The following is a 26,425-nucleotide window of genomic DNA, read 5'->3' as shown; positions in this document are numbered from 1 at the left end:
TTATGAGTGCTGCGATGCAGGGAGCTGGTGCGTCGCCCTCCCCGTCATGCCCCCGCGCAGGCGGGGCATCCAGTACTCCGTGCCGTCTGTTGGTTTGCCTCAAGCGGCGCCGCGGCGTACTGGATCATCCGCCTTCGTGGATGATGACAGCAGTGCGAGGGGCGAGATCGCCGCCCTACCGCTCCAGAATCGCCCTCGCGGTCGCCTCGTCCGTAATCAGCCCGTTGATCAACCGTCCATTCAACGCGGCCGCGATCGCCGGCACCTTGGCCGCACCGACCGCGGCGCCGATCGTGGTGGTCTTCGCCGGGACCTCCGGCGGGATGCTGGTCAGGCGCCTGTTGGTTCCGGCCTTCAGCAGCCGGCCCTTGGAATCATAGGCCCATCCGGTGATCTCGCCGATCGCCCCTTGCCGCATCATCTCGAACAATTCGTCGCGGGTGACGAAGCCGTCGACATGGACCTGCGCCTTCTGGTCCATCTGGCCGATGCCGACGAGACGTAAATCCGCCTTGGCCGCGACCGCCTTCACCTTCGCGATCGGCTCGATCCGGACCATCTTGTTGCGCTCGTCCTCGGACGACATCAGGAACGGCAGCGGCATCGGATAGTGCCGCGCGCCGGTGCGGTCGGCGAGCCGGCCGACGGTGTCGTAGAAGCTCGCGGAACCGTCGGCGGAGATATTGCCGACCAGCGACACGATCTGGTGGTTGGGCCGGTCGATCGGCGTGACGCGCTCGACCGCGGCGCGCACGGCGCGTCCCGTCCCCAGCGCGACAATGACGGGGGTCTCCGAACGCAGCGTGGAATCGAGCAGATTGGCGCAGCGTTCGGCTATGCCCGCTGTGGCCTGCGGCGCGGCGGAATCTGCCGGCACCACCTCGCAATGGGCAAGGTCGAAACGCTCCTTCAGACGCGCCGCCAATTCCATGCATGCGGCGATGGGATGTTCGAGCCGGAAGGTGATGAGCCGTTCCGCGAGACACAGCGACACCAGCCGCTGCGCCGAGGCGCGCGAGACCTGGAGCATCTTCGCTATCTCATCCTGGGTGTGACCGGCAATGAAATAGAGCCAGCCAGCACGCGCGGCGTCATCGAGCCTGGACTTTTCGTTTTCGGCGGCCATGGCAGGCGTCAGGCGTCCTTCCAGAAATCGATCATGCGCGCGAAGACCCGGTCGGCCCCTGCACCCGACAGTATAGCTTGCCCGTCGCGTCCGCGATAATGGCTGCCGCCGGCAAATCCCCAGACCGTCATGCCGGCCGCCTTGCCCGCCTGCACGCCGCTCGCACTGTCCTCGATCACCAGCGTGCGCGCGGGTTGCGCGCCCATCTGCTCGGCCGCATGGAGAAAGAGATCCGGCGCCGGCTTGCCGTGCCTGACCATCTGCGCGGTGTAGATCCGGTCCCCGAAATGTGGCGCGAGGCCGGTGACGTCAAGGGAGAGCGCGACACGGTCGATGTCGCTGGACGAAGCCACGCAAAACGGCACGCGTAATTCGGAGATCACATCGGCGACGCCGGAAATTGGCTGAAGCGTGCCTGCGAACGTGCTCAACACATGCGACTTCAAGCGCGGCAGAAAGCCGTCCGGCACGACCTGTCCGAGATCCCGATAATGCTGCTCGACCGCTTTGGTGCTGCGTCCGAGAAAGAGTTCGAGCGCCTGCTCCGGGCTCAGCGAGATGCCACATTCGGCCAGCGCGTCGGACAGGCACCGACAGCTCAACAGCTCACTGTCCACCAGCACGCCGTCGCAGTCGAAGATGATCAGATCGGGTTTCAGCCGGCCCTGGTCCATCCCGCCATTCGATCATATACCCACCCCATGGGCAATAGCTCACCCGAGAACGGGACGCCGCACCTTTTCCTGATTCAATGCGCCACCTGCCGGTAAATCGCCGGCAGCGCCGCAGGCAGTCGGCGGATATTGCCGACGATGGCGTAGCCGCCACGCCCGAACAGCGTCGGGAAATAGGATTGCGCGGTTGCGTCCACCGTCACGCCGAAGGCGGCAATGCCGAGCCGGCGCGCCTCCTGCACCGATTTGCGGGTGTCCTCGACCGCAAAGCGGCCTTCGTAATGATCGACATCGTTCGGCTTGCCGTCGGTGAGGACGAGAAGCAGCTTCTTGCGCTGCGGCTGACGGGCGAGTGCGGCCGAGGCGTGGCGCACCGCCGCGCCGATCCGCGTGTAATAGCCGGGCCTCAGCGCTCCGATACGACGCTCCACTGCCCCGCTCATCGGCTCGCCGAAGGCCTTGACGGTTTCGAGCCGCACCCAGGACCGCCGGCGCGAGGTGAAGGTCAGGATGCTGTGATGGTCGCCGCAGGCCGACAGGCCATGCGCGAGTACCAGCAGCGCCTCCTTCTCGACGTCGAGCACGCGATGGCCGTCGACCCAGGCGTCCGTCGAGAGCGAGACGTCGACAAGCAACGTGACGGCGAGATCGTGCCCCTGCGGGCGCATCGCGACATGGATGCGATCGAGACCGCCGCCGCTGCCGGCGCGAAGATCGCAGCGGGCGCGCACGAGCGCGTCGAGGTCGAGGTCGTGCCCGTCGGCCTGGGCGCGCATCAATTCGTGGCGCGGCCGCAAGATCTCGAAGCGCCGCCGCACCTGACGGATATGCCGGCGCATGGACTCGTCGGGCGACCAGGTCTCGCCGGTCTCGGATGCGGCGCCCGCGAGCACGCGGCAGTGATCGGGCAGGTAGGAGCTGCTGCGGTAGTCCCATTCGGGATAGGTGAGGTCTGCGTTCAGCGGCGACGCATCGAGGGCTTCCGGCGGCAGGTCGAGATCGAATTTGAGCCGGCTCGCCGGCTTGCCGCTGCGCCGGCTCAGCGTCATCTCCTCGAGATCGTCGGCGGCCTTCTGCGCATCCTCGTCCTCGCTGTCGTCAGCCGGACGGTCGACATTGACCATCTCGGCCATTGCGAGAATCTTTTCGAAGCGGTTGAGCACGAAGGGATCGCGGCGGTTGGCGTTGTCCTCGCGCTCGCGCACGGCAAAGCGCTTGCGACTGTCCTCGGCGGCGGCCCCCGCGCCCGGTGCGCACGCGTCGTCGCCCGCATGCACCGGCGAGAGTTCGCGCGTCCAGCAATCGCCCCAGAGCGGACACGGCAGGACCGAGCGATAGCCCGGCGGCGCCTTGTCCGGCAGCGGACCTGTCCCCATCATCGCCGGCCACAGCTGACCTGCGGGCGCCTTTCCGGTCCCGAGCAAGGCCAGCACGATCCGCTCGATCTCCTGCTCAAGACGCGGCAACGGACGTCGCGGCCGGGCTTCGGCAGTTGCGGCGGCGAGCCGCGCGTAATCAGCAGCGAGCCCGGGAAACTGCGTGAGCACGAAGACCGCCGTCTCGCTCGCCCGGCGCAAGACCAGAAGGTCCCGCCGCAGCGGATCATGCTCCGTGATCGCCTCGATCGGCGCGACCGCGAACCACGCCGCAAGCCAGCGATAGAGGCATGCGTTGAGATCGCGGTCGGAAAATATCGCAATGCGGTCGGGGAGGAAGATGGTCGTAGCGCCGCGGCCCGGCTGTTCGAGACGTTCGTCTCCAAGGCCGATGCGTTGCCGCCAGCCGAGCCGATGGCCCGCCCTGCGTGCGCCTGCGCTCGCGATCTGAACGCCCGTCTCACCGCCAAGCGCACGGAACATCACCGCGAGCCGGCCTCTCACCTCCGCAAGCGCGACCGCGTGATCATCGTGAACCGGATAGCTCGCGGTGCCGCCGACCATCCGGTGCCAGGCGCGGCCGACCGTCTCCTCCAGTTCGAGGAAGTCAAGCATGGGATCTGGCTCAGGCAATCACGGCGCGCGCGACGTCCAGCAGCGCCGCCTTGACCTCGGAATCGTCGGTCAGCGGCTCGATCATGCCGGCGAGCACCGCATCGGCGATCGAGACTCCCGCCGCAATCAAGGTCGCGCAATACACCACGAGCCGGGTCGAGACGCCCTCCTCCAGATCATGCCCCTTCAGCGCCCGCAGACGTCCGGCAAGCGCGACCAGCGGCCGTACGCGATCCGGCGGCAGCCCACTCTCGGCCGACACCACCGCAATCTCCTGCTCGGCCGGCAGGAAGCCGAACTCGATGGCGACGAAGCGCTGCCGCGTCGACGGCTTCAGCGCCTTGAGCAGGGTCTGGTAACCGGGATTGTAGGAGACAACGAGCATGAAGCTCGCGGGAGCAACGAGCTCCTCGCCGGTTCGCTCCAGCGGCAGGATACGGCGGTCGTCAGTGAGCGGATGCAGCACGACGGTGACGTCCTTGCGGGCTTCCACCACCTCGTCGAGATAGCAGATGCCGCCCTCGCGGACCGCGCGCGTCAACGGACCGTCGGTCCACACGGTGTCGCCGCCTCTCAGCAGATGGCGCCCCGTGAGATCGGCGGCGGTGAGATCGTCGTGGCAGGCGACGGTGTGGAGCGGCAAGCCCAGCCGTGCCGCCATATGCGCGACGAAACGCGTCTTGCCGCAACCGGTCGGTCCTTTCAGCAGGACCGGAAGCCGGTGCCGACAGGCATGCTCGAACAGCGCGCATTCGTTGCCGCTTGCGACATAGGCTGGTAGCGCGGGTGCCGGCGCGGCCAAGGCGTGAAGAGCTACTTTCATGATCTCTCTCCGAAAATGTCTGAAGCGGCGGCCGCGATGAAACGCGGCCGCCGTCACGCTTACTCGGCCGGCTGCAGCGCGGCGGGAATGGTCGCCTGCTTTTCGCGGCCGGGCACCAGCACCGCCCAGACGAACATCAGCGCCGAGATGGCGACGAACACGCCGGAGCCGAGCCGCACCCAGTAGAAGAAGGCGAGCTGGTCCTGCACGTCCATGTAGCTCTGGCCGAGCACGCGCTGGAGATGGACCTGGACCACGCCGGCAAAGGTTAGCGCGAACGTCATGGTCATCATGGCCGTGCACATGATCCAGAAGCTCGTCATACTGAGCCACTGGTTATAGGGCGCGCGTCCCTTGATCTGCGGGATGGCGTAAGCCATCACGGCAAGATTGAGCATCACATAGGCGCCGAAGAAGGCGAGATGGCCGTGCGCAGCGGTGACCTGGGTGCCGTGGGTGTAGTAGTTCACCGAGGAAAGCGTGTGCAGGAAACCCCAGACGCCGGCGCCCAGGAACGCCATCACCGAACAGCCGACCGACCACAGCAGCGCGGCGCGGTTCGGATGCTTGCGGCCGGCCTTCCAGGTCATCTGCACCGTGAAGATCACCATCGTGAAGAACGGCGCGACCTCGAGCGTCGAGAACAGCGAGCCGATCCACTGCCAGTAGCCGGGCGCGCCGATCCAGTAGAAATGATGGCCGGTGCCGAGAATTCCCGAGAATAGCGCAAGGCCGATGATGACGTAGAGCCACTTCTCGACCACCTCGCGATCGATCCCATTGAGCTTGATCATGAGATAGGCGAGCACGGAGGCCATAATCAGCTCCCAGACGCCCTCGACCCAGAGATGGACGACGTACCACCAGTACATCTTGTCGACGGCGAGGTTTGCCGGATTGTAGAAAGCGAACAGGAAGAAGATCGCAACGCCCCACAGGCCAAACAGCAGGATGTTGGTGACCGTGGTCTTGCGCCCTTTGAGCGCGGTCATGGTCACGTTGAACAGGAACATCAGGCAGACGACGACGATGCCGACCTTGATGATGAAGGGCTGCTCGAGGAACTCGCGACCCTCGTGGTAGTGGAAGAGATAGCCGACCACCGCTACGCCAGCTGCGCCGAAGAACATCCAGAACTGGATCTTTGCGAGCAGCGGGCTGTACAGCTCGGTCTCGGTTTCCTCAGGCAGCAGGAAGTAGGTCGCGCCCATGAAGCCGATCAACGACCACACGATCAGCGCATTGGTGTGGATCATCCTGACGATATTGAACGGCAGCAGCACCGACAGCGTGTTGGGCAGAACGTAGATTGTCCCGGCGAGGAGACCGAACAGGACCTGAGCCAGGAACACGGTCAGCGCGCCGTAGAAATATAGCATCGCGACTTTCTGGGTTTGATATTTCATCTCGGATTCTCTCTGTCTGGAAAGAGGAAAGCGGCGGGCTCAGCCGGCCTTGTTTGGCGGCCAATCCTGGCGCTTGATCGTGCTCACCCATTGCAGGAAATCGGCGAGATCATTGAGCTCTTGGTCGGTGAGGTTGAACTGCGGCATCTGCCGCCGGCCCTCCGCGCCCGAGGGCTGCGACTGCATCCAGGCCTTCAGTGTCTCTCGCGCGCCGGCCGGATCCTCCTTGCCGCCCCATCGATCCCAGACGTTGCCGACTTCGGGCGCGAAATAGGCGCCTTCGCCGAGCAACGTGTGGCAGTTGATGCAGGAGTTCTTCTCCCAGACATGCTTGCCGCGGGCGACCGACGACGTCAGCGTCGCCGCGTCCGTCGAGGTTGTGGCCATGTAGTAGTGGCTGTGCGCCGTCAGCCCGATGAAGATGGCGAAGAAAAAGGCCGAGCCGCCGTAGAAGATATTTCGAGCGGCCGACTTGGTCAGGCGTTCAGCCATTGCCAATCCTTTCAATTGAGTCCTGTCGCGTAAATCGGTGATGCGATTTATTGCCGATTGGCCCGGCCCGTTCTTTGTCAGGGCGCAAGGAACGAGTCAGATCAGGGCGATGACTGCGGATGTGAGCCAGGCAAACAGCACCACGACGAGGATCCAGGCGCTGACGAGGCCGCGCCAGAGCGCGGGCACTGCGCGAAGATCGCGGAAATCGAGCGCTATCCGGCGCCCCTTGACGGCGGCGAGGGCCAGCAGCAGGGCGTTGCCGAGCAGCGGCCGCGGCACCAGCGGCGGCACCAGGACGGTCGCGAGTGCGAGGCCGATCAGCGCGAGCCAGGTGAAGTCCAGGCGATCCGGCATCGTCACCGCACCAGATAAAGAATCGGGAACATGACGATCCAGACCAGATCGACCATGTGCCAGAAGGCCGTTCCCGTCTCGACACCGAACGCCTCGGCGCGGCGGCAGACCACGGCTAGGATGATGATACCAAGGCAGACATGCAGGAGATGGAAGCCGGTCAAGAGGAAGTAGAGTGTAAAGAACGGGCTGGTCTCAAGTCCAATGCCGCGTCCGATCTCTTCGGCATATTCGCCGAGCTTGATCGCCACGAACAGGCCGCCAAGCGCCATGGCTGTGAGGAGCCAGTATCGTGCCGCCCGCCTCTCGCTGGCCCGCGCGGCCTTCGTCGCCCGGGCCGCGGCCCAACCGCTCGTCACCAGCACGATAGTGTTCAGTCCTGCCAGACCCGGATCGAGCGCCGCCTGCCCCGCCGCAAACACGGCCGGGTGGATCGCGCGGGCGACCGTAAACGTACCGAGAAACAGACCGAAGGCGGCGAGCTCGCTGAAGATCAGCACCCAGATCATGGGATCGCCGGGAAGATCGTCCAGAATTCCCCAGCCGTTTCCCTGTGGTTCGCAATCGGCTGCCGACATCTGCTCTTCCGGATCAGGACACCGGCCAGACTTAGCTCAGCCGCGCCGATCCGAGTTTGTTGCCGGACAAACTTGGGGAATGCCGATCTATTTGTTTGCGCCGTCGCAACGTCCGATCGGCCGGGTCGCGGTACGAGCACTCCAAGGTTCCATGGAGCTGCGAGCGCTGACATGAGCGATGCACAAATCGGGCTGATGACCGCGACGCCCATCATCATTGTCTTCGCCGTCGCACTCCGGCGAATGGGCGTGCTATCGACCGTGGCAACCGTCTCGGCGGTGAGCCTCTCCGTCGCGATAGCGGCGGTGCTCTTCACGACGCAGTAACGGCTGCCGTAGCCGCATGGAGCGGAGCGGAATGCGGGTAAGTGGCCCCGGATTGCGCTTCGCTACGCAGCCTCATCTCCGCTGATTATACACGTCGATGCACACCGCCCCGAGCAGGACCAGGCCCTTGATGACCTGCTGATAGTCGATGCCGATGCCGAGGATGGACATGCCGTTGTTCATCACACCCATGATCATGGCGCCGACCACGGCGCCGCCGACGCGGCCGACACCGCCATAGGCTGAGGCGCCGCCGATGAAGCAGGCGGCGATGACGTCGAGCTCGAAGCCGAGACCCGCCTTCGGCGTTGCGGTGTTGAGGCGCGCAGCGAAGACGAGGCCGGCGAGCGCAGCGAGCACGCCCATATTCACGAAGGTGAGGAAGGTCAACCGTTCCGTCTTGATGCCCGACAGGCTTGCGGCTTTGGCGTTGCCGCCGACCGCATAGATTTGCCGGCCGATCACGGTGCGGCGGGTGACGAAGCCGTAGAGTGCGATCAACGCACCCATGATCACCAGCACGTTCGGCAGGCCGCGATGCGAGGCGATCAGATAGGTGAAATAGAGCACGGCGCAGGCGAGCAGGATGCACTTGCCGAGGAAGAACGCGTAGGGTTCGACCTCGATGCCGTGCAACTGCTCGCGCGACCTTCCCCTGGCGCTGGCGTATACGAGGCCAAGCGCGAGCACCGCACCGATCAGCATGGATGTCGGATGCAGGGTGCCGGCCTCCGGCAAGAGCTCGGGAATGAAGCCGGAGGACAGTTTCTGGAAGGTCACCGGGAACGGCCCGAGCGACTGGCCCTGCAATACCGCGAGTGCGAGGCCCTTGAACACCAGCATGCCGGCCAGCGTCACGATGAAGGACGGAATCTTGAAATAGGCCACCCAATAGCCCTGCGCGGCGCCGATCGCCGCGCCCAGCAGCAGACAGGCGATGAAGGCGAGCGTGTAGTCGACCTTGTATGTCACCATCAGCACGGCGGCCACCGCGCCGACGAAGCCCGCGACCGAGCCGACCGAGAGGTCGATATGGCCGGTGACGATGACAAGCAGCATGCCAAGCGCCATGATGACGATATAGCTGTTCTGGAGCACCAGATTGGTCAGGTTGAGCGGCTGCAGCAGTGTGCCACCGGTCATGACCTGGAAGAACAGCATGATCGCGATCAGCGACATTAGCATGCCGTAGTTGCGTAGATTGTTCTTGATGAAGCTGCCGTTCCGGCGCTCCTCGGGCAGCGAAACCGTCTTGTCGGTCATGGCTGCGATCCTCCCATCTCGGCACCCGCCAGGGCGCGGCTTCCATAATTTCTGTCGTTGCGCATGATGGCGCGCATGATCTTTTCCTGCGTCGCTTCGGTGCCGGGGAACTCGCCGACGAAGGCGCCGTCGTTCATGACACAGATGCGGTCGCAGATGCCGAGCAGCTCGGGCATCTCCGAGGAGATCACCACCACGCCGCGGCCGGCTTCCGCAAGCTCGTTGATGATACAGTAGATCTCGTATTTGGCACCGACGTCGATGCCCCGGGTCGGCTCGTCCAGGATCAAGACCTTGGGGTCGGTCATCAGCCATTTCGACAGCACGACCTTTTGCTGGTTGCCGCCGGAGAGCTGGCCGGTCTCCTGATAGACGTCGGAGCAGCGGATGCGCATCCGGTTGCGGTAGTCGCTGGCGACCTTCAGCTCGGCGATGTCGTCGATGACGCGGTTCGGCGCGACCTGGTCGAGGCTTGCGAGCGTGATGTTCTTGCGGACGTCGTCGGCGAGGATAAGTCCGAGCTGCTTGCGGTCCTCGGTGACATAGGCAAGGCCGGCGTCGATCGCGGCCGCGACGTTCGGCAGCACGACCTCATGGCCCTCGAGCCGGATGCGGCCGCTGATCGTGGTGCCCCAGGAACGGCCGAACAGGCTCATGGCGAATTCGGTGCGGCCAGCGCCCATCAATCCGGCAATGCCGACGACCTCGCCGCGTTTCACGCTGAAATCAACGTTCTTGATCACCTGCCGCTCGGGATGGATGGGATGGTAGACCGACCAGTTCTCGACGGTGAGGACGGGCTCGCCGATCTTTGCGCTGCGCTCCGGAAAGCGATGGGCGAGATCGCGGTTGACCATGCTGCGGATGATGCGGTCTTCCTGGATCGGCTCGGCGTGGCAATCAATGCTGTCCACGGTGCGGCCGTCGCGCAGCACGGTGATGTGGTCGGCGACCTTGGCGACCTCGTTGAGCTTGTGCGAGATCAGGATCGAGCCGATGCCCTGCGCGCGGAAGGCCATGAGGCGCTCGAGCAGCGCGGCACTGTCGGCCTCGTTGAGGCTGGCGGTCGGCTCGTCCAGGATCAGCATCCGCACCCGCTTGGACAGCGCCTTGGCGATCTCGACCAGCTGTTGCTTGCCGACGCCGAGATCGGTGATCAGCGTATCCGGCGATTCCTTGAGGCCGACCTGCGCCAGGAGTTCCCGCGTGCGCCGATAAACCTCGTCGCGATCGATCACGCCGAGCCTGGACGGCGGATGCGACAGGAAGATGTTCTCGGCAATCGACATCAGCGGGATCAGCGCCAGCTCCTGATGGATGATGATGATACCGAGCGCCTCGGAATCGTTGATATCGCGGAAGCGGCGCTCCTCGCCATCGAAGATGATGGTGCCCTCATAGCTACCGGCGGGATAGACGCCGCTGAGCACCTTCATCAACGTGGACTTGCCGGCACCGTTCTCGCCGACGAGGGCGTGGATCTGCCCGGCTTCAACCGAGAAGTTGACGTCGCGCAGCGCCTGCACGCCGGAAAAGCTCTTGCTGACGTTGCGCATCTCCAGCATTGCGGTCATCGGATCATTCTCCCGGGTGCCTCCACAATCGTCATGGCCGGGCTTGTCCCGGCCATCCACGTGCAGCCGCTTGCGAAGAGGGACGTGGATGCCCGGGACAAGCCCGGGCATGACGAGTTCATAAACATGCGCTTCGCCCTAACCCTAAAGAACTCCCTCTCCGCAGGTTGGGAGAGGGAGTAGACCTCTTACTGGAACTGCGACTTCTTGTAGTAGCCGCTCTCGACCAGGACCTTCTCCCAATTGTCCTTGTAGACCACGACCGGCTTGAGCAGATAGGACGGCACGGTCTTGGCGCCGTTCTCGTAGGTCTTGGTGTCGTTGACGGTGACCTGCTTGCCGGCAAGCGCAGCGTCGACCATGTCGGCGGTCACCTTGGCGAGATCGCGGGTGTCCTTGAAGATGGTCGAATACTGATCGCCGCGCAGCATCGCCTTGATCGAGGGCACCTCGGCATCCTGGCCCGAGATGACAGGCATCGGCTGGCCGGCGCTGCCATAACCGACGCCTTTCAGCGAGGAGATGATGCCGATCGACAGGCCGTCATAGGGCGACAGCACTGCGTTGACCTTCTTGTTGCCGTAGTAGGCGCTGAGCAGATTGTCCATGCGGGCCTGCGCGGTGGCGCCGTCCCAGCGCAAGGTCGCGACCTTGTCCATGCCCATCTGGCCGGAGACGACGACGAGCTTGCCGCTGTCGATGTACGGCTTCAGCACGCTCATCGCGCCGTTGTAGAAGAAGTAGGCATTGTTGTCGTCGGGCGAGCCGCCGAACAGCTCGATGTTGAACGGACCCTTGCCATCCTTGAGGCCGAGGCCCTGCACGATCGACTCGGCCTGGAGCACGCCGACCTGGAAATTGTCGAAGGTCGCGTAATAGTCCACGTTGGGCGTGCCGCGGATCAGGCGGTCATAGGCGATCACGGTGATGCCCTTTGCTTTCGCCTGCTTGAGCACGTCGGAGAGCGTGGTGCCGTCGATCGCGGCGATCACCAGCGCTTTCGCGCCCTTGGTCACCATGTTCTCGACCTGCGAGAGCTGGTTCGGAATGTCGTCCTCGGCATATTGCAGGTCGGTATTGTAGCCGCGCTCCTTCAGCACCTTAACCATGTTGTTGCCGTCGTCGATCCAGCGCGCCGACGATTTGGTCGGCATGGCGATGCCGACTGTTGCTTTATCCTGGGCTGAGGCGGTGACGCCCGCGGCCATCGTCGCAGCGCCGGCCAGCGCCAGCGCGAGGAATGTCGTCTTCAGTTTCAACATGTTTCGCTCCCTTGGATGTCAGACTGTTTTTTCGTGTCGTCGAGAAATTTGGGGGTGTGTGGCTTCGAGCCTCCTATGCGAGCTTGACGTCAGGCTCCGCGCGACCGCGCGCGGAGGCCTCCAACAGGAAGGTGTGGCCTGCTTGCGGATCGGCGGCACGTGCCGCCGCATCCATGTCCTGCCAGGCCGAGGTGACGAGAAGACGCGACAGATCGGGGCCGACAAAAGCGGGGCAGCTCGCCTGCTTTGCCGGCACGCTCATCGAGCGCAGGCGCTCGCCTTGCGGAGAGTAGACGTCGATACGGCTCGCGCCCCAGCAGGCGTTCCAGATGTTTCCGTCGGCGTCGCACACCGAACCATCGAGGCCGCCGCTACCGGTGTGGCGCAGCAGCACTTCCGGCTCGCCGCGCGGCAGGCCGGTCGTGGGATTGAGCGGCACCGCGTAGAGCACCGCGCGCGCGGTGTCGGCGAAGTAGCCGGTGCCGCCATCGGGCGAGAAACAGATCGAATTGGGAATGCTGATGCGCGGAAACAGCATCGATATCTCGCCGCGATGGAACGCGTAGATCGCGCCTGCCCCTGCTTCGGCCTTCCGGCCCATGGTGCCGATCCAGAACGTGCCGGAGGGATGCACGCGGGCATCGTTGGAGCGGGTCGCGTAATTGTCGGCTTCGAGCGGACAGAACAGCGTCATCGCGCCGTCGGCGATTTTGCGGATATAGAGGCCGTCTTCCGCGACGATCAACTGCCGCTCGGCGTCGATCCGCCCAAGTGCGCTCGCCATCCGGCCGAGCGCATGAACGCGGATGCTGCCGCTGCCGAGCTGCGCCTCGAACAGTCGCCCCTCGCGGATATCGAACCACCAGGCGGTATCCGTGCTCACGTCATAAGTCGGCCCCTCGCCGAGATGGCAAGAATCGTCCGAAAGAACCGAGGTCGGCACCTGTTCCATCATCACCTCCTCACCGCAAAGCGATAGACCGTGTGATGGCGGTAGACCTCGCCGGGCGCTAGGCGCGGGCTCGGGAAATCCGGCCGGTTCGGTGCATCCGGCCAGATATGCGGCTCCAGGCACATGGCGTCCGACTGCCGGTAGAGCTTGCCGCCCTTGCCCGAAATCGTGCCGTCGAGATAATTACCCGAATAGACCTGCAGACCGGGCTGATCGGTGAACAGCTCCATGATGCGCCCCGAGCGCGGCGCCTCCAGCCGCGCCGCGAGCGCAAGCTTGCCGTCACGCGCGAGACAATAGGTGTGATCGTAGCCCCTGCCGTTGCGCAATTGCCGGTCGCTCTCTCGGATGCGCTCGCCGATCGCCCGCGGCTCGCGGAAGTCGAACGGCGTGCCGGCAACGCTGCGCGGCGGCTCGGGCAACGGAATGGCCGTGGGATCGATCGCGAGGAAATGTCCGGCGGCGACCGTCAGCTTGTGATCGAGAATGGGGGTCCCTGATGTCGCGCCTTCCAGATTGAAGAAGCTGTGGTTGGTCAGGTTGACGATGGTCGGCCGGTCGGTCCGTGCCTCCATGGTCAGGGATAGCTCGGCCGGGCCGGTAACGCGATAAGTCAGGCGCACATCGAGCCGGCCGGGATAGTTCTCCTCGCCATGCGGGCTCGTGTAGGTCAGCGTAACCGCGGGCTCGGCGCCATCGTCGATCTCCGCAATGTCCCAGAGCTTGCGGTCGAATCCGTCGAGGCCGCCATGCAGCGCATTCGGACCGTTGTTGACGGGAAGCTGCACTGTCTCGCCATCGAGCGAAAATTGTCCGTTGGCGATGCGATTGGCGTAGCGGCCGACGGTGGCACCGAAGAACTTTCGCTCGGCGAGATAGCCGGCGAATGTGTCATGGCCGAGCACGATGTCGTCGTAGCTCCCCTTGGCATCCGGCGCGATCAGCGCCTGGATCACCGCGCCATGGGTGATGATGCGCGCCTCGAACCCGCCCTCTCCGCGCAGCACTATGCGCTCCACCTTGCGGCCGTCCGGCAGCGTTCCGAAGATGTCTTTTTCTGTTTTCGTTCCAGCCATGATCAATCCACAAACGGTTCGACGATCGTGCGCCTGCCGAGCAGGAAGGCGTCCGCAACGAGACGAAGCGGCGCCAGATCGACGTCGCTCGCGCCTGTCGCGGCGAGCGTGACGAAGCGCCGGTAGAGCTCCCGATATTCCTCATCGGGCGCCTCGGCAACGGTCTTGCCGTCGATCGCCATGATCCGGCCGCCGCGGGATAGCGTCATCCGGCCCTGGTCGGTTTCGACGAGGATATCCCAGCTCTGCGGCCCGGTCTGGCGGAAATCGAACTCGGCGGTCACAGGCAGGCCGCCAAGGTCGGTCAGCGTCAGCTTCGCGGCGATCGGCGCCTGGCAATTGGCGGGGAAGGCGAGCTCGGCCGCGGTGACGAACACGGGCTTCGGCAGGATCCTGGTCAAAATCGACAGCGCATTGATACCGGGATCGAACACCCCGAGCCCGCCGGGCTCCCAGATCCACGCCTGCCCGGGATGCCAGACGCGCACGTCCTCTTTCCAATTGATGTGGACGGAGGTGATCCGCCGCGCCGCAAGCCACTCGCGCGCCGGCTCGACTGCCGGCGCATGGCGCGAATGCCAGGTCGCGAACAACGTTCGCTTGGCCTCACCCGCCATCGCGATCAACGGATCGAGCTCGGCAACGCCGGCGCCGGGCGGCTTCTCCAGCATCACATGCTTGCCGGCCCTAAGCGCTGCGACGGCCTGGGCGCGGCGCACTTGAGGCGGCGTGCAGAGCGACACCGCGTCGATCGGCGGACCTTTTTCCAGCAGCTCTTCGATGGTCGCGAAATGCGGCGGATCCGGCAGCGAGGCATTGCGGCTGGCGACGGCCGCCAGCGTCGCGCCGGGAACCGCTGCGATGGCGCCCACATGCTGGTCCCGTGCGATCTTGCCGAAGCCGACGATGGCGATGCGAAGTTCAGTCACGATCTTTCTCCAGCTTCCGCGGACGGTAGCGCTTCGGCCGGTACAGTCTCGATCACTGTCCCCTCGTGGCGGCGCATGCCGTTGTGAATGACGTAGACCATTGCCTCCGACGCGGTCGCGGCATCGCCGGCCGCGATGGCATCGACGATCTTCTGATGCCAGAGCAGCACGGTATCGCGGTCCTCCGGTTCGACCGGTGCGCTGAGCAGGAATGAGGCACGCAACGCAGCCTCGATGACGTGGCCGATCGAGCGCATGAACAGATTGCCGGACGCCCGCGCTACACCGACATGAAGCGCTAGGTCGGCATCGGCAAAGCCGACGGAGTCGGAAGCTTCAAGTCGCATCCGCTCCATGCAGCGGTGCAACTCGGCGACGTCCTGCTCCGACCGCTGCGCGGCCGCCAGCATCGCCGCGCGCGGTTCGACCGCAAGGCGGATCTCGGCGAGGTCGTTGAGGAAGCGCTTGTCGATACCGGCGTCCAGGTGCCAGGCCAGCACGTCGGCGTCGAACATGTTCCAGGCAGCGCGCTCGCGCACCACGGTGCCGACCCGCGCCTTGGTGGTGAGCAAGCCCTTGGCCACCAGTGTCTTCACGCTCTCGCGCAGCACCGGCCGCGACACGCCGAACATCGCGATCATCTCGGCATCGCCGGGCAGCCGCGTCCCCTCCGCGTAACGGCCGGCGATGATGTCGACGCCGATCGATCGGGCCACCTCCGCGTGATTGGAGTGCGCCCGGCGCGTCGGGATGACGAGGATGCGCGAGGTGGTCATGAGACTGCTCCCGCGCGCTTTGCCACGGGCCGGCGCGCGAGCGCGACCAACCCCTGTTGCAAGGCGATGAAGGCGAACAGCAGCACGCCGGTCGCGATCTTGGTCCACCAGCTCGACAGCGTCCCGTCGAAATTGATGTAGGTCTGAATCATGCCCTGGATCAGCACGCCGAGGAAGGTGCCGATCACCGAGCCCTGCCCGCCCGTGAGCAGCGTGCCGCCGATCACGACGGCCGCGATGGTGTCGAGCTCGACGCCGACGGCGGAGAGCGAGTAGCCGGCGCTGGTGTAGAAGGAGAAGACGATGCCGGCGATGCCAGCGAGCAGGCTCGACAGCATGTAGATTTTCACCGTCATCCTGCCGACGGCTACGCCCATCAGGCTCGCGGTCGCCCGGCTGCCGCCGAGCGCATAGACATTGGCGCCGAACCGGGTGAGCTGCAGCAGCAATGCACCGCCGATCACGATCGCAAGCATGATGATCGCGACCGCCGTCAGCCGTCCACCGCCGGGCAATCGCAGTGCGAAGTCCGATACGGTGGAATAGACCGGTGCCGTGATCGGCACCGATTCCGTCGAGAGCAGGAAGCTTGCACCCCGGGCCAGGAACATGCCGGCGAGCGTCACGATGAAAGGCGGCAGATCGAAGACATGGATCACCGCGCCCATCGCCGTGCCGAAGGCTGCCGAGAGCGCGAGAATGGCGACGAAGGCGACCGGGGGCGGCATTCCCCAGCGCTCGATCGCCAGCGCGACGAACACCGTGGTGAAGCCGATCACCGAGCCGACCGAGAGATCGATGCCGCCGGAAATGATGACGAAGGTCATGCCGGTCGCGACGATGCCGAGGAAGGCGTTGTCGGTGAGGAGATTGCCGACCACGCGGGTGGACGCGATGTTGGGAAACTGCATCGCGCAGAGCGCGAACCCCGCGACGAGCACGATCGCCGTGATGAGGACGGGCGGCAGACCTTTCATGCCTTGGTCCTCCGCAGCCGCGTCACCACGTTGGCAAAGCCGGACAGCTTCGGCGATTGCAGCAGCAGCACGGCGAGCACCACCACCGCCTTGACCAGCAAATTGAACTCCGGCGGATAGCCCGACAGCAGAATGCCGGTGTTCATGGTCTGGATAATCAGCGCGCCGAGTACGGCCAGCACGAGGCTGAAGCGGCCGCCGAACAGCGAGGTGCCGCCGATCACCACCGCGAGGATGGCGTCGAGCTCGAGCCAGAGGCCGGCATTGTTGGCATCCGCGCCCATGATGTCGGCCGCCGCGATCACGCCGGCGAGCGCAGCGCAAACGCCGCACCAGACATAGACCGCCAAGATCATCGCGCGCGTACCGACGCCGGCAAGTTCGCTCGCCCGCGCATTGCCGCCGGTTGCCTCGATCAGCAATCCGAGTGCCGAGCCGCGCACCACCGCGCCGGTGAGGATCAACATGCCCAGCGCAATCGCGACCGGCACCGGCAGGCCGAGAATAGAGCCATTGCCGAACCAGACCAGATCGGGCGAGGAGAAGGTCACGATGCGGCCTTCGGTAATGAGCTGGGCGATGCCGCGCCCCGCCACCATCAGGATCAGGGTCGCCACGATCGGCTGCATGCCGAGCACCGCGACCAGAAATCCATTCCATAATCCGCAGATCAGGCCCGCGCCGAGCGCAGCCGCCAGCACCACGGCCAGACTGTGGCTGTCGGCGAGGCTCGCCGCGATCGCGCCTGAGATCGCCATGACCGCACCGACCGACAGATCGATGCCACGCGTCGCGATCACCAGCACCATGCCGAGCGAGAGCAGCGCCACCGGCGTGCCGCGGTTGAGCACGTCGATCAGGCTGCCGAACAGCCGGCCGTCCTGGAGGCGCAGATCGAAGAATTGCGGCGACACCACGCGATCGACCGCCAGGATGACGATCAACGCGAGGATCTGGGCAAGGCCGCGGCGCGGCAACAGCGCGGTCATGCACGGCCCTCATGCGCGACACTGGCGCTATCGGCGGCGATGGCGGCGAGAATGCTGCCGACGTCGATGGCCTCGCCGGCGAGCTCCTCGACATGAGCGCGATCACGCAGCACCACCACACGATCGGAATACGTCACGATCTCGTCGAGTTCGGAGGAGATCACGAGCAGCGCAAGTCCGTCGTCGCAGAGCTCGCGTATCAGGCGGATGATCTCGGCGTGCGCGCCGACGTCGATGCCACGGGTCGGCTCGTCCAGCACGAGGAGCCGCGGCGAGGTCGCAAGCCACCGTGCCAGCAGCACCTTCTGCTGATTGCCGCCGGACAGCAGGCCGACAGGACGCTCCGGATCGGGCGGGCGAATGTCGAGCATCTTGACGTAACGGCTTGCGATCTCGTCCTGCTCGCGTCGCGACAGCGGCCGATGCAGACCGCGCTTGGCCTGGAGCGCCAGCACGATGTTTTCGCGCACGGTGAGCTCGGCGACGATGCCGTCGGTCTTGCGCTCCTCCGGGCAATAGCCAAAGCCGTGGCGCACGCCGTCGCGCGGCGACTGAAGCCGGACAGGCGCGCCTTCCACCCTCGCCTGTCCGCGATCGGCGCGCTGGGCGCCGAACACCAGCCGCGCCGTCTCGGTCCGGCCCGAGCCGAGCAAGCCGGCGAGACCGACGACCTCGCCATGGCGCAGCTCGAGATTGAACGGCGCGACATAGCCGGCCTTGCCGTAACCCTCGAAGCTCGCACAGACTTCACGCGCCATCTGTGCACCTGCCGATGCCCGCGCGCTGGTGGTCTCGGCCAACTCGCGGCCGAGCATCATCCGGATCAGCTCGAGCCGCGACAGCGACGCGGTCTCGCGCTCGCCGACCAGGCGACCATTTCGCAAAACGGTGATGCGATCGGATATCTCGTAGACCTGGTCGAGGAAATGGCTGACGAAGACGATGCCAATGCCGCGCTTGGCGAGCTGGCGCATGATACCGAAGAGGATCTCGACCTCATGGCGATCGAGGCTCGCGGTCGGCTCGTCCAGGATCAGCACGCGCGCCGAGAGATCGACGGCGCGCGCAATGGCGGTGACGTGCTGGATCGCCACCGAATAATTGCCAAGCGGCGCTGATACGTCGATGTCGAGGCCGAAATCCGCGAGCAGCGCTTTGGCGCGGCGGCGCATCTCGCCCTCCCGCACGACGCCGAGGCGCATCGGTTGCCGGTCAAGGAACAGGTTCTGGGCCACCGAGAGATTCGGCAGCAGATTGACCTCCTGGTAGACCGTGGCGATGCCGGCCTGAAGCGCCGCCTTGGCCGAGCGCGGCGCGACCTCTTCGCCGCCGATCCTGACGATGCCGGCATCGCGCTGGAACACGCCGGTGATCACCTTGATCAGCGTGGACTTGCCGGCGCCGTTCTCACCGAGCAGCGCATGGATCTCGCCGGCGCGAAGCGTGAAGTCGACCTCCTGCAACGCACGCACAGCACCAAAGCTCTTGCTGATCCCGCGCACCTCCAGCAGGGAAGCAGCGGAATCCGGGCTGTTCTCCATGACAAATTCACTCCCAGCGGCGCCCGCTGACGATGCGGACACGGAGCCTGTTCGTTTGTAGCGGTTTCGAAGGGGATCGCCGGACTGCCGAAACCCGGCCGCCCGGCGACGTCCTCGCCTCAGTAACCGAGGCCCTTCTTGCTGTCGTAGATCGTCTGCGGATCATCGGTGGCGGTGTAGAGCTTGGATTCCGTCTGGATCCATTTCGGCGGAACGGTGCCCTTGTCCTTGAAGGCCGCGATGGCATCGAGCGCGGGACCCGCCATGTTCGGCGTCAGCTCGACGGTGGCATTGGCTTCGCCGGCCACCATCGCCTTGAAGATGTCGGGGACCGCATCGATCGAGACGGTGAGGATCTCCTTGCCGGGCTTAAGGCCGGCTTCCTTCATCGCCTGGATCGCGCCGACCATCATGTCGTCATTGTGCGCATAGACCGCGCAGATCGACTTGCCGCCGCCTTCGGCCTTGATGAAGCTTTCCATCACTTCCTTGCCCTTGGCGCGGGTGAAGTCGCCGGTCTGGCTGCGCACCACCTTCAGGTTCGCATGCTTGGCGATGGCAGTGTCAAAACCCTTCTTGCGGTTGGCGGCGACGCTCGCGCCGACCGTGCCCTGCAATTCGACGATGTTGCAGGCCTTGGCTCCGACGGTCTTCGCCAGCCAGTCGCCGGCGACCTCGCCTTCGTGGACGCTGTCGGAGGTCACGGCGGTGAGATAGAGCTCCTTGCCGGAGGGATCGATGTCGCGGTCGAGCAGCACGACCGGGATCTTGGCCTCCTTGGCTTCCTTCAGCACCGAGTCCCAGCCGGTCGAGACGACGGGCGCGAGGAAGATCGCATCGACATTCTGCGCAATGAAGGAGCGGATCGCCTTGATCTGGTTCTCCTGCTTCTGCTGCGCGTCGGCGATCTTGAGATTGACCTTGCGCTTGGTGGCCTCCTGCTTGGAGACCGAGGTCTCGGCCGCGCGCCAGCCGGATTCCGATCCGATCTGCGAGAAGCCGATGGTGAGCTCGGCGGCGTTCGCCGGCAGCGCGAGCAGCAACGCGGCCGTGGCGCTGGCCGCAAAGAGGGCTTTGAGGATCATCAGGCGTATCTCCCAAAATGTTATCCGGGGCGCCAGTTGGTAGCATCGCACCCGCAGGCCGACCTTTGAGCGGCGGGAGGGACTATTTCACGGAAGTTTGGTTCCGACTAGTCATATTATCTGACTATTCGCTTGGGACATCGCAGTTGGCAGGGCGGTAATCGTATGACACGCCAAGCGCGATTTTGTTCCGCAGATGCAACGGGAAGATGAACGAAATGATGTGGCTTCGCCAGCGCCACATCGTCATGGCCGGGCTTGTCCCGGCCATCCACGGCTTTGCCATGCAGGACCAAGAACGTCGATGCCCGGGACAAGCCCGGGCATGACGACCTTCTCCTGATTTCGATGTGCAATCGCCCGCTGTCGGCGGGGCAACATGCTGGCCGCTAGATCAGCTTCCGCTGCGCCAGATTCTTCATCAGCGCACCGATGCCGAACGTCCAGGGCTCGCACTCGTCGCTGGTCCGCATGCGGTTGACGAGTTTACCGAGCTGGGGCGCCGCAATGGTGACGATGTCGTCGCGCTTGTGGGTGAACCCCTGCCCCGGCGCGTCGCGATCCTTGACCGGCGCGAACATCGTGCCAAGGAACAGCACGAAGCCGTCGGGATATTGATGCACCTTGCCGATGGTCTGCTCGACCAGATCGGTCGGATCGCGGCTGATCATGCTGATCGAGGAATGGCCGTCGAGGACGAAACCGTCCTGCCCCCTCACGTTCAGGCTGATGTCGAGCTTGCGGGCGTCGTCGAGGGTAAAGCTGTCGTCGAACAAACGCAGCAGCGGACCGATCGAGCACGAGGCGTTGTTGTCCTTGGCCTTCGACAACAGCAGTGCCGAACGGCCCTCGAAGTCGCGCAGATTGACGTCGTTGCCGAGCGCGCCGCCGACGATCTTGCCGCGGCTCGAGACGAACAGCACCAGCTCCGGCTCGGGGTTGTTCCAGGTCGACTTCGGATGCAGCCCCGCATCCATGCCGGTGCCGACCGACGACAAGGTCGGCGCCTTGGTGAAGACCTCGGCATCGGGGCCAATGCCGACCTCCAGATACTGGCTCCAGGCGTTCTGGTCGATCAGCACCTGCTTCAGGTGCATCGCCTGGTCCGAACCGGGCTTGAGCTTCGACAGATCGTCGCCGATCAGCCGCGTCACCTCTTTCCGGATCGCTTCGGCCGAGGCCGGATTGCCTTTCGCCCGCTCCTCGATCACGCGCTCCAGCATCGAGATGGCGAAGGTCACCCCGGCGGCCTTCAGCGTCTGGAGATCGACCGGCGCGAGCAGCCACGGCTTTTTCGCATCGCGCTGATCGGGCGGCGTGTTGGCGACGATGGCTTCGAGATCGCCGATGCGCTCGCCCTCGGTCGCGGCAAGCGCCTTCGCCGGATTGTCTTCCTCGCAGAGCGTGCTGACGGTCGGGAATTTTGCGGTGACGTCGAACACACCATCGCCGCGCACGGCGACCACGGCCGGGCCATTCGCCTGCGGCAGCCAGACGCGGCCAACGAGCGTTCCGCGCGTGCCGTCCTCGGGGAGAAGGTCCTTAACCGTCAATGTCGTCATGGGCGCATCCTCGCTCTTTTCGGATCGACCTCGCTCGCCAGGCCTATCACATTGGCGAAGACCAATAAACGTCTGGGACGGGAAGTCCAGCGCGGCAGGCGGCTGCGCTTCTATGCCCCCGCCCGCGCTTTTCGGGCTGCGATCTGCTGAAGCGCCCAGCGCGCGTTCTTGCGCACCTCGGGATCGGGATCGTCGGCGATGACGGCAAGGAACGCTTCGCCGTCATGGTGGGCGATCTCGCCGAGCGCAGCAGCGGCTTCCTTCCGCAAATTCGCCTGCTCATGGTTGACGCAATTGCCGATCGGGCGCACCGCGCGCTCGATCTTCATCCGGCCAAGGCTGCGGATTGCCTTCAGCCGCACCTGCCAGAACTCGTCACTGAGCGAAGCGATGAGCTGGTCGGCGGCGATCGAGCCGTTGACGTTGAGGCCCAGCGTTTCCGCGGCCATCTCCCGCACCATCCAGTCCGAATCCTTCAACGCGCGCGTGATCATCTCGGCCGCGGGCTTCATCTGCGAGAAGGCGAGCGCGCTGACGGCGGCACGGCGCACATGCGCGTCCGGATCGTTGATCAGCGCGGTCAGCGCCGGAATTGATTCCTCCAGCTTGAGGAACCCGATCACGCCGATCGCCTGCACCCGCACGGCGGCATCGGAATCCTGGAGCGCTTCCAGTGCGGGTTTCAAGGTGTCCTTGCAACGCAGTTCCTTAAGCGCACGCAACGCGCCCATGCGGACGAAGGCGTGGGCATGCTTGACCAGCGGCAGGATGATTTCGGCGCAAGCCGGATCCTTGAACTCCGCCATGCTGTCGGCCGCGGCGGACGCAACGATTCTCTCGGGATCGACGAGCAGCTTCACCAGCGCGCTGGCGGCGTCCGGCCCGTCAAACTCGCCGAGCGCCATCGCGACCTGCTGGCGCACGCCGGCATCGGGATCGGCGACCATTTTGGCGAGATGGCCGACCGCTGCGGGATCGCCGGAATGGCCGAGCGCGATGATCGCGACGCGGCGCTCCCCTGGATCGGCGGCCTGGAGCCGCTCGTCGGCATCTTCGAGATCGTCGTAGGATTCGAACGGGCTCGACATGGCTACCTCAGCAGATAGGGAATGTTGACGGTGACGGCGCCGGTCGGGCAATCCGCCTCGCAGGGCATGCAGTACCAGCATTCGTCATAGGCCATGTAGGCCTTGTTGGTCATATCGCTGATACGCAGTACGTCGAGCGGGCAGACGTCGACGCATACGGTGCAGCCCTTGTCCGCGATGCATTTGGCGTCGTCGACGACCACCGGAACCGATGTCTGATAGGAAGCGAGAGGCATCGTATGTCTCCTGTTATTTGTGCGGCGGGTCAGGCTGTCGCGCGGATGCGCTGCTTGTCGTAGAGATCCTTCTCGTCGTCGGCGATCGGCACGATATAGGGCTCCACGGCACGCTTCTCGCTGGTCATCTTGCCGTCCTGCTTGCTGAGCAGCGTGTGGCAGAACCAATTCTCGTTGTCCTTCTCCGGGAAATCCGTCCGCCAGTGATAGAGGCCCCAGCGGCTTTCCTCGCGGTAGAGCGAGGCATGCACCGCCATGTCCGCGCAGTCCATGATCGACTGTACTTCGAGCGCGCGGAGCAGTTCGTGCGCATTGCGCGCGATCATCCGCTCCTGCATGTCTTCCCTCGCTTCGGCGAGCCGACGCATGCCGAGCTCGTATTTGCGCGTGACTTTCGGCGGCTGGAGATAGTCATTAACGAGACGCCGGGTTTTGTACTCGATCTGGTTCGGCGGAATGCCGTCCTCGCGTTTGGTCGGCGCCATCACGCGGTCACGTTCGCTGGCGACATCGGCCGCATCGAATTCCGCGAAGTCGTGATTGTCCGCGAACTCCATCGCGTCGATGCCGGCGACCGAACCGTTGGTGAAGGCGCCGAGCATGTAATTGTGCGGCACGCTCGCCATGTCGCCGGCGGCATAGAGGCCCGGCACGGTGGTGCGCGCATTGTCGTCGACGAACACGCCTGACGCACTGTGACCGGAGCAGAAGCCGATCTCGGAAATATGCATCTCGATCGACTCGCTGCGATAGTCGACGCCGCGCCCCTGCTGGAACAGGCCGCGTGTGGGACGCTCGACCTTGTGCAGCGTCGATTCGATCTCGGAAATCGTGTCGGGATGGAGATGCTTGAGCTGGAGGAACACCGGGCCCTTGCCGGACAACAGCTCATTGTAAAACTCCAGCATCATCTGGCCGGACCAGTAATCGCATTCGATGAAGCGCGATCCCTCGTTGTTGGCGGTGAAGGCGCCGAAGGGACCGGCGACATAGGCGCAGGCCGGCCCATTATAGTCCTTGATCAGCGGATTGATCTGGTAACATTCGAGGTTCGCCAGAGCCGCTCCGGCGTGATAGGCCATGGAATAGCCGTCACCGGAATTGGCCGCATTCTCGTAGGTGCCGAACATGTAGCCGGAGGTCGGCAGGCCGAGACGGCCGGCGGCGCCCATGCACAGGATGACGGCCTTGGCCTTGATCACCAGCATCTCGGCGGTACGGGTATTAACGCTGATCGCGCCGGCAACGCGGCCGTCGGCGGATTTGAGCAGCCGCGTCGCCATGTAGCGGTTGGAGATCAGGATGCGGGCGCGGCGGAGCTGGCGATACAGGGCCTTCTTCACGGTCTCGCCGTTCGGCATCGGCAGCACGTAGGTGCCGATGTGATGCACCTTCTTGACGGCGTAGTCGCCGTTCTCGTTCTTCAGGAAGCGGATGCCGAAACTGTCGAGCTCCTCGATGATCGAGTAGCAGTTCTGCGCGTATTTGTAGACCGCCTTCTGATCGACGATGCCGTCATTGGCGATGGTGATTTCCTTGGTGTACTGCTCCGGCGTCGCGTAGCCGGGAATGACGGCGTTGTTCAAGCCGTCCATGCCCATCGAGATCGCTCCGGAGCGCTTGACGTTGGCCTTCTCGAGCAGGACGACATTGGCCTTCGGATTCTTCAGCTTCGCCTTCAACGCCGCCATCGGGCCGGCCGTGCCGCCGCCGATGACGAGCACGTCGCAGGAAACCTCCGAAAGTCCGTCGACGATCTGATCTAGTGACATCGCTTGCTCCTGGTTCGCCGGCAGGTCCGGCGCCTTTGCATCAGATTTGTTCAGCAGGCGTCCCGGCGATAGCAATTAGTTGTCGCCGAGGTGCGATTTGCGCCTCAGCGCTCGACAAAGGCTTTTTCGATCACGAAATGGCCGGGGCGGCTGTGATTGCCCTCGACAAAGCCACGCGCGGAAAGCATCGCGGGAAGTTCCTCCAGCATCGCAGGGCTGCCGCACAGCATGATGCGGTCGGTCTCGATATCGAGTCCCGACTGCCCGATATCGTCGAACAGCTGGTTCGACGCGATCAGGTCGGAGATGCGGCCGCGATTCCTGAACGGCTCGCGGGTAACGGTCGGGTAGTAGACGAGCTTGTCGCGGATCGGCGGCCCGAAGAACTCGTGATCGCGCAGGCCTTCGACGAGGTGCTCGCCATAGGAGAGCTCGGAGACCTGGCGGCAACCGTGGGCGAGCACGATGGTCTCGTAATTCTCGTAGACGTCGGGGTCCTTGATCAGGCTGGCGAACGGCGCGAGCCCCGTTCCGGTCGAGAGCAGCAACAGGCGTTTACCGGGAATGAGATTGCCCGTGATCAGCGTGCCCGTGGCCTTGCGGCCGACCAGGATGACGTCCCCCTCCCTGATTTTCTGAAGGCGTGAGGTCAGCGGACCGTCCTGCACCTTGATCGAGAAGAACTCGAGCGCCTCCTCGTGATTGGCGCTCGCCATGCTGTAGGCCCGCAGCAACGGCTTGCCCTCGACTTCCAGCCCGATCATCGCGAACTGGCCGTTCTGGAAGCGGAAGCCCGGATCGCGCGTCGCGGTGAAGCTGAACAGGCTATCGGTCCAGTGCCTGACCGACAGGACTGTTTCCTTTTGAAATGCGCTCATCGTCTCTCCTGATCTCGATTGCGCACAAGGTTTCGGAGAGACAGGAATCCGGCAACGCCGAACTGAAATTCCCGGTCGATTAGTTTCACATTTCGTGGGCGATGATCGAGGAGCAGGCAGCAAAGATCAGCGCCTCGCACCTGCGCCTGGCAATTAGTTGCTATCGCGGCAGCGCTGCGGCAACGTAGAGAAGGGTCGGAGACACGTCATGACCTTGGTGGCCCCGACCGTGGCAGATTACGAAGCAAGCGCCGACCTCGCGACGCTCCGCGTCCGCACCGCTCAGGATGACACGCTGGACTTGCCGGCGGAAACGCTTCGCCTCTCCTGCAAATGCGCCCACTGCACCCGTGCCCGCTTCGACGGCCGCTTCCCCGAGCGGTTTCCAGGCATCGCGATCACCGAGATCGGCGATCTCGGTTACGGGCTGAACATCTCGTTTTCGGATGGGCACAACCGGGGGATTTACCCGAAGCCGTATTTGCTGAGCCTGGCCGGGCGCTAGGGACAGGATTCCTTCCCGCGTTCCGCTGTCATTCCCCGCGCAGGCGGGAAATCCAGTACGCCGCGGCCCCTCCGTATCCCATTGCTTTCCCTGGAATACTGGATCGCCCGGTCTTCGCAGGGCGACAACAGGTGAGTGATTGGCACGGACATTGCTCCTCTTTAGAACGGTTTGAACGTTCCGGAG

Annotated in this window: 26 protein-coding genes; 2 read left to right on the top strand and 24 right to left on the bottom strand. The window is 64.5% G+C overall.

What is annotated here, in order from left to right:
* Nucleotides 1-175: 175 nt before the first annotated feature.
* From ABIB66_RS03110 to ABIB66_RS03075, 8 genes are all read right to left on the bottom strand, one after another.
* The gene (locus ABIB66_RS03110; protein ID WP_007608456.1) at nucleotides 176-1,126 is read right to left on the bottom strand and encodes a sugar-binding transcriptional regulator; all 951 of its coding nucleotides are present in this window, start codon (nucleotides 1,124-1,126) and stop codon (nucleotides 176-178) included.
* 8 nt (nucleotides 1,127-1,134) lie between these two features.
* Nucleotides 1,135-1,800 carry an HAD family hydrolase gene (locus ABIB66_RS03105; protein WP_354206621.1) on the bottom strand — a complete coding sequence of 222 codons (666 nt, stop codon included), beginning with the start codon at nucleotides 1,798-1,800 and terminating at the stop codon, nucleotides 1,135-1,137.
* A 74-nt stretch (nucleotides 1,801-1,874) separates the two neighbouring features.
* On the bottom strand, nucleotides 1,875-3,791 hold the full coding sequence (locus tag ABIB66_RS03100; RefSeq protein ID WP_354254108.1) for a nitric oxide reductase activation protein NorD: 1,917 nt from the start codon (nucleotides 3,789-3,791) through the stop codon (nucleotides 1,875-1,877).
* Between the two features lie 10 nt (nucleotides 3,792-3,801).
* Nucleotides 3,802-4,614, bottom strand: coding sequence for a CbbQ/NirQ/NorQ/GpvN family protein (locus ABIB66_RS03095; RefSeq protein WP_354206625.1), 813 nt, complete (start codon nucleotides 4,612-4,614; stop codon nucleotides 3,802-3,804).
* Nucleotides 4,615-4,673: 59 nt separating this feature from the next.
* Nucleotides 4,674-6,020, bottom strand: coding sequence for a cbb3-type cytochrome c oxidase subunit I (locus tag ABIB66_RS03090; RefSeq protein WP_354206627.1), 1,347 nt, complete (start codon nucleotides 6,018-6,020; stop codon nucleotides 4,674-4,676).
* A 39-nt stretch (nucleotides 6,021-6,059) separates the two neighbouring features.
* Nucleotides 6,060-6,512: a c-type cytochrome gene (locus ABIB66_RS03085; RefSeq protein ID WP_354206629.1), complete on the bottom strand. Its 453-nt coding sequence runs from the start codon at nucleotides 6,510-6,512 to the stop codon at nucleotides 6,060-6,062.
* Nucleotides 6,513-6,608: 96 nt separating this feature from the next.
* Nucleotides 6,609-6,869 carry a cytochrome C oxidase subunit IV family protein gene (locus tag ABIB66_RS03080; RefSeq protein ID WP_354254106.1) on the bottom strand — a complete coding sequence of 87 codons (261 nt, stop codon included), beginning with the start codon at nucleotides 6,867-6,869 and terminating at the stop codon, nucleotides 6,609-6,611.
* Nucleotides 6,870-6,871: 2 nt separating this feature from the next.
* Complete coding sequence (locus ABIB66_RS03075; RefSeq protein WP_354206633.1) at nucleotides 6,872-7,447, bottom strand: cytochrome c oxidase subunit 3 family protein; 576 nt, start codon at nucleotides 7,445-7,447, stop codon at nucleotides 6,872-6,874.
* Nucleotides 7,448-7,618: 171 nt separating this feature from the next.
* Here ABIB66_RS03075 and ABIB66_RS03070 point away from each other — a divergent pair, with 171 nt between their 5' ends.
* Nucleotides 7,619-7,774 carry a hypothetical protein gene (locus tag ABIB66_RS03070; RefSeq protein ID WP_275167650.1) on the top strand — a complete coding sequence of 52 codons (156 nt, stop codon included), beginning with the start codon at nucleotides 7,619-7,621 and terminating at the stop codon, nucleotides 7,772-7,774.
* Between the two features lie 72 nt (nucleotides 7,775-7,846).
* Here the strand turns inward: ABIB66_RS03070 and mmsB are convergent, their stop codons facing one another.
* The 16 genes from mmsB to ABIB66_RS02990 all read right to left on the bottom strand — a co-directional run bounded on the left by mmsB (nucleotide 7,847) and on the right by ABIB66_RS02990 (nucleotide 25,734).
* Nucleotides 7,847-9,037, bottom strand: a complete 1,191-nt coding sequence (gene mmsB / locus ABIB66_RS03065) for a multiple monosaccharide ABC transporter permease (protein WP_354206636.1) — start codon at nucleotides 9,035-9,037, stop codon at nucleotides 7,847-7,849.
* Entirely contained in the window at nucleotides 9,034-10,611 is a 1,578-nt protein-coding gene (gene mmsA / locus ABIB66_RS03060) for a multiple monosaccharide ABC transporter ATP-binding protein (RefSeq protein ID WP_275167652.1), read from the bottom strand. Before mmsA ends, mmsB begins: the two co-directional genes overlap by 4 nt.
* 188 nt (nucleotides 10,612-10,799) lie before the next feature.
* Nucleotides 10,800-11,873: a multiple monosaccharide ABC transporter substrate-binding protein gene (chvE, locus tag ABIB66_RS03055; RefSeq protein ID WP_275167653.1), complete on the bottom strand. Its 1,074-nt coding sequence runs from the start codon at nucleotides 11,871-11,873 to the stop codon at nucleotides 10,800-10,802.
* Between the two features lie 73 nt (nucleotides 11,874-11,946).
* A complete protein-coding gene (locus ABIB66_RS03050; protein ID WP_354206640.1) occupies nucleotides 11,947-12,825 on the bottom strand; it encodes an SMP-30/gluconolactonase/LRE family protein in 879 nt (292 codons plus the stop codon).
* Nucleotides 12,826-12,827: 2 nt separating this feature from the next.
* A complete protein-coding gene (locus ABIB66_RS03045; RefSeq protein WP_354206642.1) occupies nucleotides 12,828-13,901 on the bottom strand; it encodes an aldose epimerase family protein in 1,074 nt (357 codons plus the stop codon).
* 2 nt (nucleotides 13,902-13,903) lie between these two features.
* A complete protein-coding gene (locus ABIB66_RS03040; protein WP_354206644.1) occupies nucleotides 13,904-14,830 on the bottom strand; it encodes a Gfo/Idh/MocA family protein in 927 nt (308 codons plus the stop codon).
* On the bottom strand, nucleotides 14,827-15,606 hold the full coding sequence (locus tag ABIB66_RS03035) for a FadR/GntR family transcriptional regulator (RefSeq protein ID WP_354206646.1): 780 nt from the start codon (nucleotides 15,604-15,606) through the stop codon (nucleotides 14,827-14,829). Before ABIB66_RS03035 ends, ABIB66_RS03040 begins: the two co-directional genes overlap by 4 nt.
* A complete protein-coding gene (gene yjfF, locus ABIB66_RS03030; RefSeq protein WP_354206648.1) occupies nucleotides 15,603-16,583 on the bottom strand; it encodes a galactofuranose ABC transporter, permease protein YjfF in 981 nt (326 codons plus the stop codon). The genes ABIB66_RS03035 and yjfF overlap by 4 nt, the downstream gene beginning before the upstream one ends.
* Nucleotides 16,580-17,572: an ABC transporter permease gene (locus tag ABIB66_RS03025; protein ID WP_354206650.1), complete on the bottom strand. Its 993-nt coding sequence runs from the start codon at nucleotides 17,570-17,572 to the stop codon at nucleotides 16,580-16,582. The genes yjfF and ABIB66_RS03025 overlap by 4 nt, the downstream gene beginning before the upstream one ends.
* Nucleotides 17,569-19,113, bottom strand: coding sequence for a sugar ABC transporter ATP-binding protein (locus ABIB66_RS03020; protein ID WP_354206652.1), 1,545 nt, complete (start codon nucleotides 19,111-19,113; stop codon nucleotides 17,569-17,571). Before ABIB66_RS03020 ends, ABIB66_RS03025 begins: the two co-directional genes overlap by 4 nt.
* Nucleotides 19,114-19,232: 119 nt before the next feature.
* Nucleotides 19,233-20,198 (bottom strand): galactofuranose ABC transporter, galactofuranose-binding protein YtfQ, encoded by a 966-nt coding sequence (gene ytfQ, locus ABIB66_RS03015; protein ID WP_354206654.1) that lies wholly within the window; start codon nucleotides 20,196-20,198, stop codon nucleotides 19,233-19,235.
* A 389-nt stretch (nucleotides 20,199-20,587) separates the two neighbouring features.
* The gene (locus tag ABIB66_RS03010) at nucleotides 20,588-21,760 is read right to left on the bottom strand and encodes a fumarylacetoacetate hydrolase family protein (RefSeq protein WP_354206656.1); all 1,173 of its coding nucleotides are present in this window, start codon (nucleotides 21,758-21,760) and stop codon (nucleotides 20,588-20,590) included.
* Between the two features lie 110 nt (nucleotides 21,761-21,870).
* On the bottom strand, nucleotides 21,871-22,848 hold the full coding sequence (locus ABIB66_RS03005) for a HEAT repeat domain-containing protein (protein WP_354206658.1): 978 nt from the start codon (nucleotides 22,846-22,848) through the stop codon (nucleotides 21,871-21,873).
* Nucleotides 22,849-22,850: 2 nt separating this feature from the next.
* The gene (locus tag ABIB66_RS03000) at nucleotides 22,851-23,084 is read right to left on the bottom strand and encodes a 4Fe-4S dicluster domain-containing protein (RefSeq protein WP_007593252.1); all 234 of its coding nucleotides are present in this window, start codon (nucleotides 23,082-23,084) and stop codon (nucleotides 22,851-22,853) included.
* Between the two features lie 29 nt (nucleotides 23,085-23,113).
* The gene (locus tag ABIB66_RS02995) at nucleotides 23,114-24,856 is read right to left on the bottom strand and encodes a fumarate reductase/succinate dehydrogenase flavoprotein subunit (protein WP_354206660.1); all 1,743 of its coding nucleotides are present in this window, start codon (nucleotides 24,854-24,856) and stop codon (nucleotides 23,114-23,116) included.
* 104 nt (nucleotides 24,857-24,960) lie between these two features.
* On the bottom strand, nucleotides 24,961-25,734 hold the full coding sequence (locus ABIB66_RS02990; protein WP_354206662.1) for a ferredoxin--NADP reductase: 774 nt from the start codon (nucleotides 25,732-25,734) through the stop codon (nucleotides 24,961-24,963).
* A 208-nt stretch (nucleotides 25,735-25,942) separates the two neighbouring features.
* On the opposite strand from ABIB66_RS02990, the gene ABIB66_RS02985 reads away from it, so the two are divergent.
* A complete protein-coding gene (locus ABIB66_RS02985) occupies nucleotides 25,943-26,239 on the top strand; it encodes a gamma-butyrobetaine hydroxylase-like domain-containing protein (RefSeq protein WP_247288899.1) in 297 nt (98 codons plus the stop codon).
* Nucleotides 26,240-26,425: the final 186 nt, after the last annotated feature.

Source organism: Bradyrhizobium sp. F1.13.3, assembly GCF_040548265.1.
Taxonomy (GTDB): Bacteria; Pseudomonadota; Alphaproteobacteria; order Rhizobiales; family Xanthobacteraceae; genus Bradyrhizobium.
The sequence above is the reverse complement of the archived record's forward strand: the minus strand, read 5'-3'. Positions and strand labels throughout refer to the sequence as shown.

Bases quoted from the DNA above. Each gene is read 5' to 3' on its own strand.
- ABIB66_RS03110 (WP_007608456.1), bottom strand. From the start codon at position 1,126: ATGGCCGCCGAAAACGAAAAGTCCAGGCTCGATGACGCCGCGCGTGCT.
- ABIB66_RS03105 (WP_354206621.1), bottom strand. From the start codon at position 1,800: ATGGACCAGGGCCGGCTGAAACCCGATCTGATCATCTTCGACTGCGAC.
- ABIB66_RS03100 (WP_354254108.1), bottom strand. From the start codon at position 3,791: ATGCTTGACTTCCTCGAACTGGAGGAGACGGTCGGCCGCGCCTGGCAC.
- ABIB66_RS03095 (WP_354206625.1), bottom strand. From the start codon at position 4,614: ATGAAAGTAGCTCTTCACGCCTTGGCCGCGCCGGCACCCGCGCTACCA.
- ABIB66_RS03090 (WP_354206627.1), bottom strand. From the start codon at position 6,020: ATGAAATATCAAACCCAGAAAGTCGCGATGCTATATTTCTACGGCGCG.
- ABIB66_RS03085 (WP_354206629.1), bottom strand. From the start codon at position 6,512: ATGGCTGAACGCCTGACCAAGTCGGCCGCTCGAAATATCTTCTACGGC.
- ABIB66_RS03080 (WP_354254106.1), bottom strand. From the start codon at position 6,869: ATGCCGGATCGCCTGGACTTCACCTGGCTCGCGCTGATCGGCCTCGCA.
- ABIB66_RS03075 (WP_354206633.1), bottom strand. From the start codon at position 7,447: ATGTCGGCAGCCGATTGCGAACCACAGGGAAACGGCTGGGGAATTCTG.
- ABIB66_RS03070 (WP_275167650.1), top strand. From the start codon at position 7,619: ATGAGCGATGCACAAATCGGGCTGATGACCGCGACGCCCATCATCATT.
- mmsB (WP_354206636.1), bottom strand. From the start codon at position 9,037: ATGACCGACAAGACGGTTTCGCTGCCCGAGGAGCGCCGGAACGGCAGC.
- mmsA (WP_275167652.1), bottom strand. From the start codon at position 10,611: ATGACCGCAATGCTGGAGATGCGCAACGTCAGCAAGAGCTTTTCCGGC.
- chvE (WP_275167653.1), bottom strand. From the start codon at position 11,873: ATGTTGAAACTGAAGACGACATTCCTCGCGCTGGCGCTGGCCGGCGCT.
- ABIB66_RS03050 (WP_354206640.1), bottom strand. From the start codon at position 12,825: ATGGAACAGGTGCCGACCTCGGTTCTTTCGGACGATTCTTGCCATCTC.
- ABIB66_RS03045 (WP_354206642.1), bottom strand. From the start codon at position 13,901: ATGGCTGGAACGAAAACAGAAAAAGACATCTTCGGAACGCTGCCGGAC.
- ABIB66_RS03035 (WP_354206646.1), bottom strand. From the start codon at position 15,606: ATGACCACCTCGCGCATCCTCGTCATCCCGACGCGCCGGGCGCACTCC.
- yjfF (WP_354206648.1), bottom strand. From the start codon at position 16,583: ATGAAAGGTCTGCCGCCCGTCCTCATCACGGCGATCGTGCTCGTCGCG.
- ABIB66_RS03025 (WP_354206650.1), bottom strand. From the start codon at position 17,572: ATGACCGCGCTGTTGCCGCGCCGCGGCCTTGCCCAGATCCTCGCGTTG.
- ABIB66_RS03020 (WP_354206652.1), bottom strand. From the start codon at position 19,113: ATGGAGAACAGCCCGGATTCCGCTGCTTCCCTGCTGGAGGTGCGCGGG.
- ytfQ (WP_354206654.1), bottom strand. From the start codon at position 20,198: ATGATCCTCAAAGCCCTCTTTGCGGCCAGCGCCACGGCCGCGTTGCTG.
- ABIB66_RS03010 (WP_354206656.1), bottom strand. From the start codon at position 21,760: ATGACGACATTGACGGTTAAGGACCTTCTCCCCGAGGACGGCACGCGC.
- ABIB66_RS03005 (WP_354206658.1), bottom strand. From the start codon at position 22,848: ATGTCGAGCCCGTTCGAATCCTACGACGATCTCGAAGATGCCGACGAG.
- ABIB66_RS03000 (WP_007593252.1), bottom strand. From the start codon at position 23,084: ATGCCTCTCGCTTCCTATCAGACATCGGTTCCGGTGGTCGTCGACGAC.
- ABIB66_RS02995 (WP_354206660.1), bottom strand. From the start codon at position 24,856: ATGTCACTAGATCAGATCGTCGACGGACTTTCGGAGGTTTCCTGCGAC.
- ABIB66_RS02990 (WP_354206662.1), bottom strand. From the start codon at position 25,734: ATGAGCGCATTTCAAAAGGAAACAGTCCTGTCGGTCAGGCACTGGACC.
- ABIB66_RS02985 (WP_247288899.1), top strand. From the start codon at position 25,943: ATGACCTTGGTGGCCCCGACCGTGGCAGATTACGAAGCAAGCGCCGAC.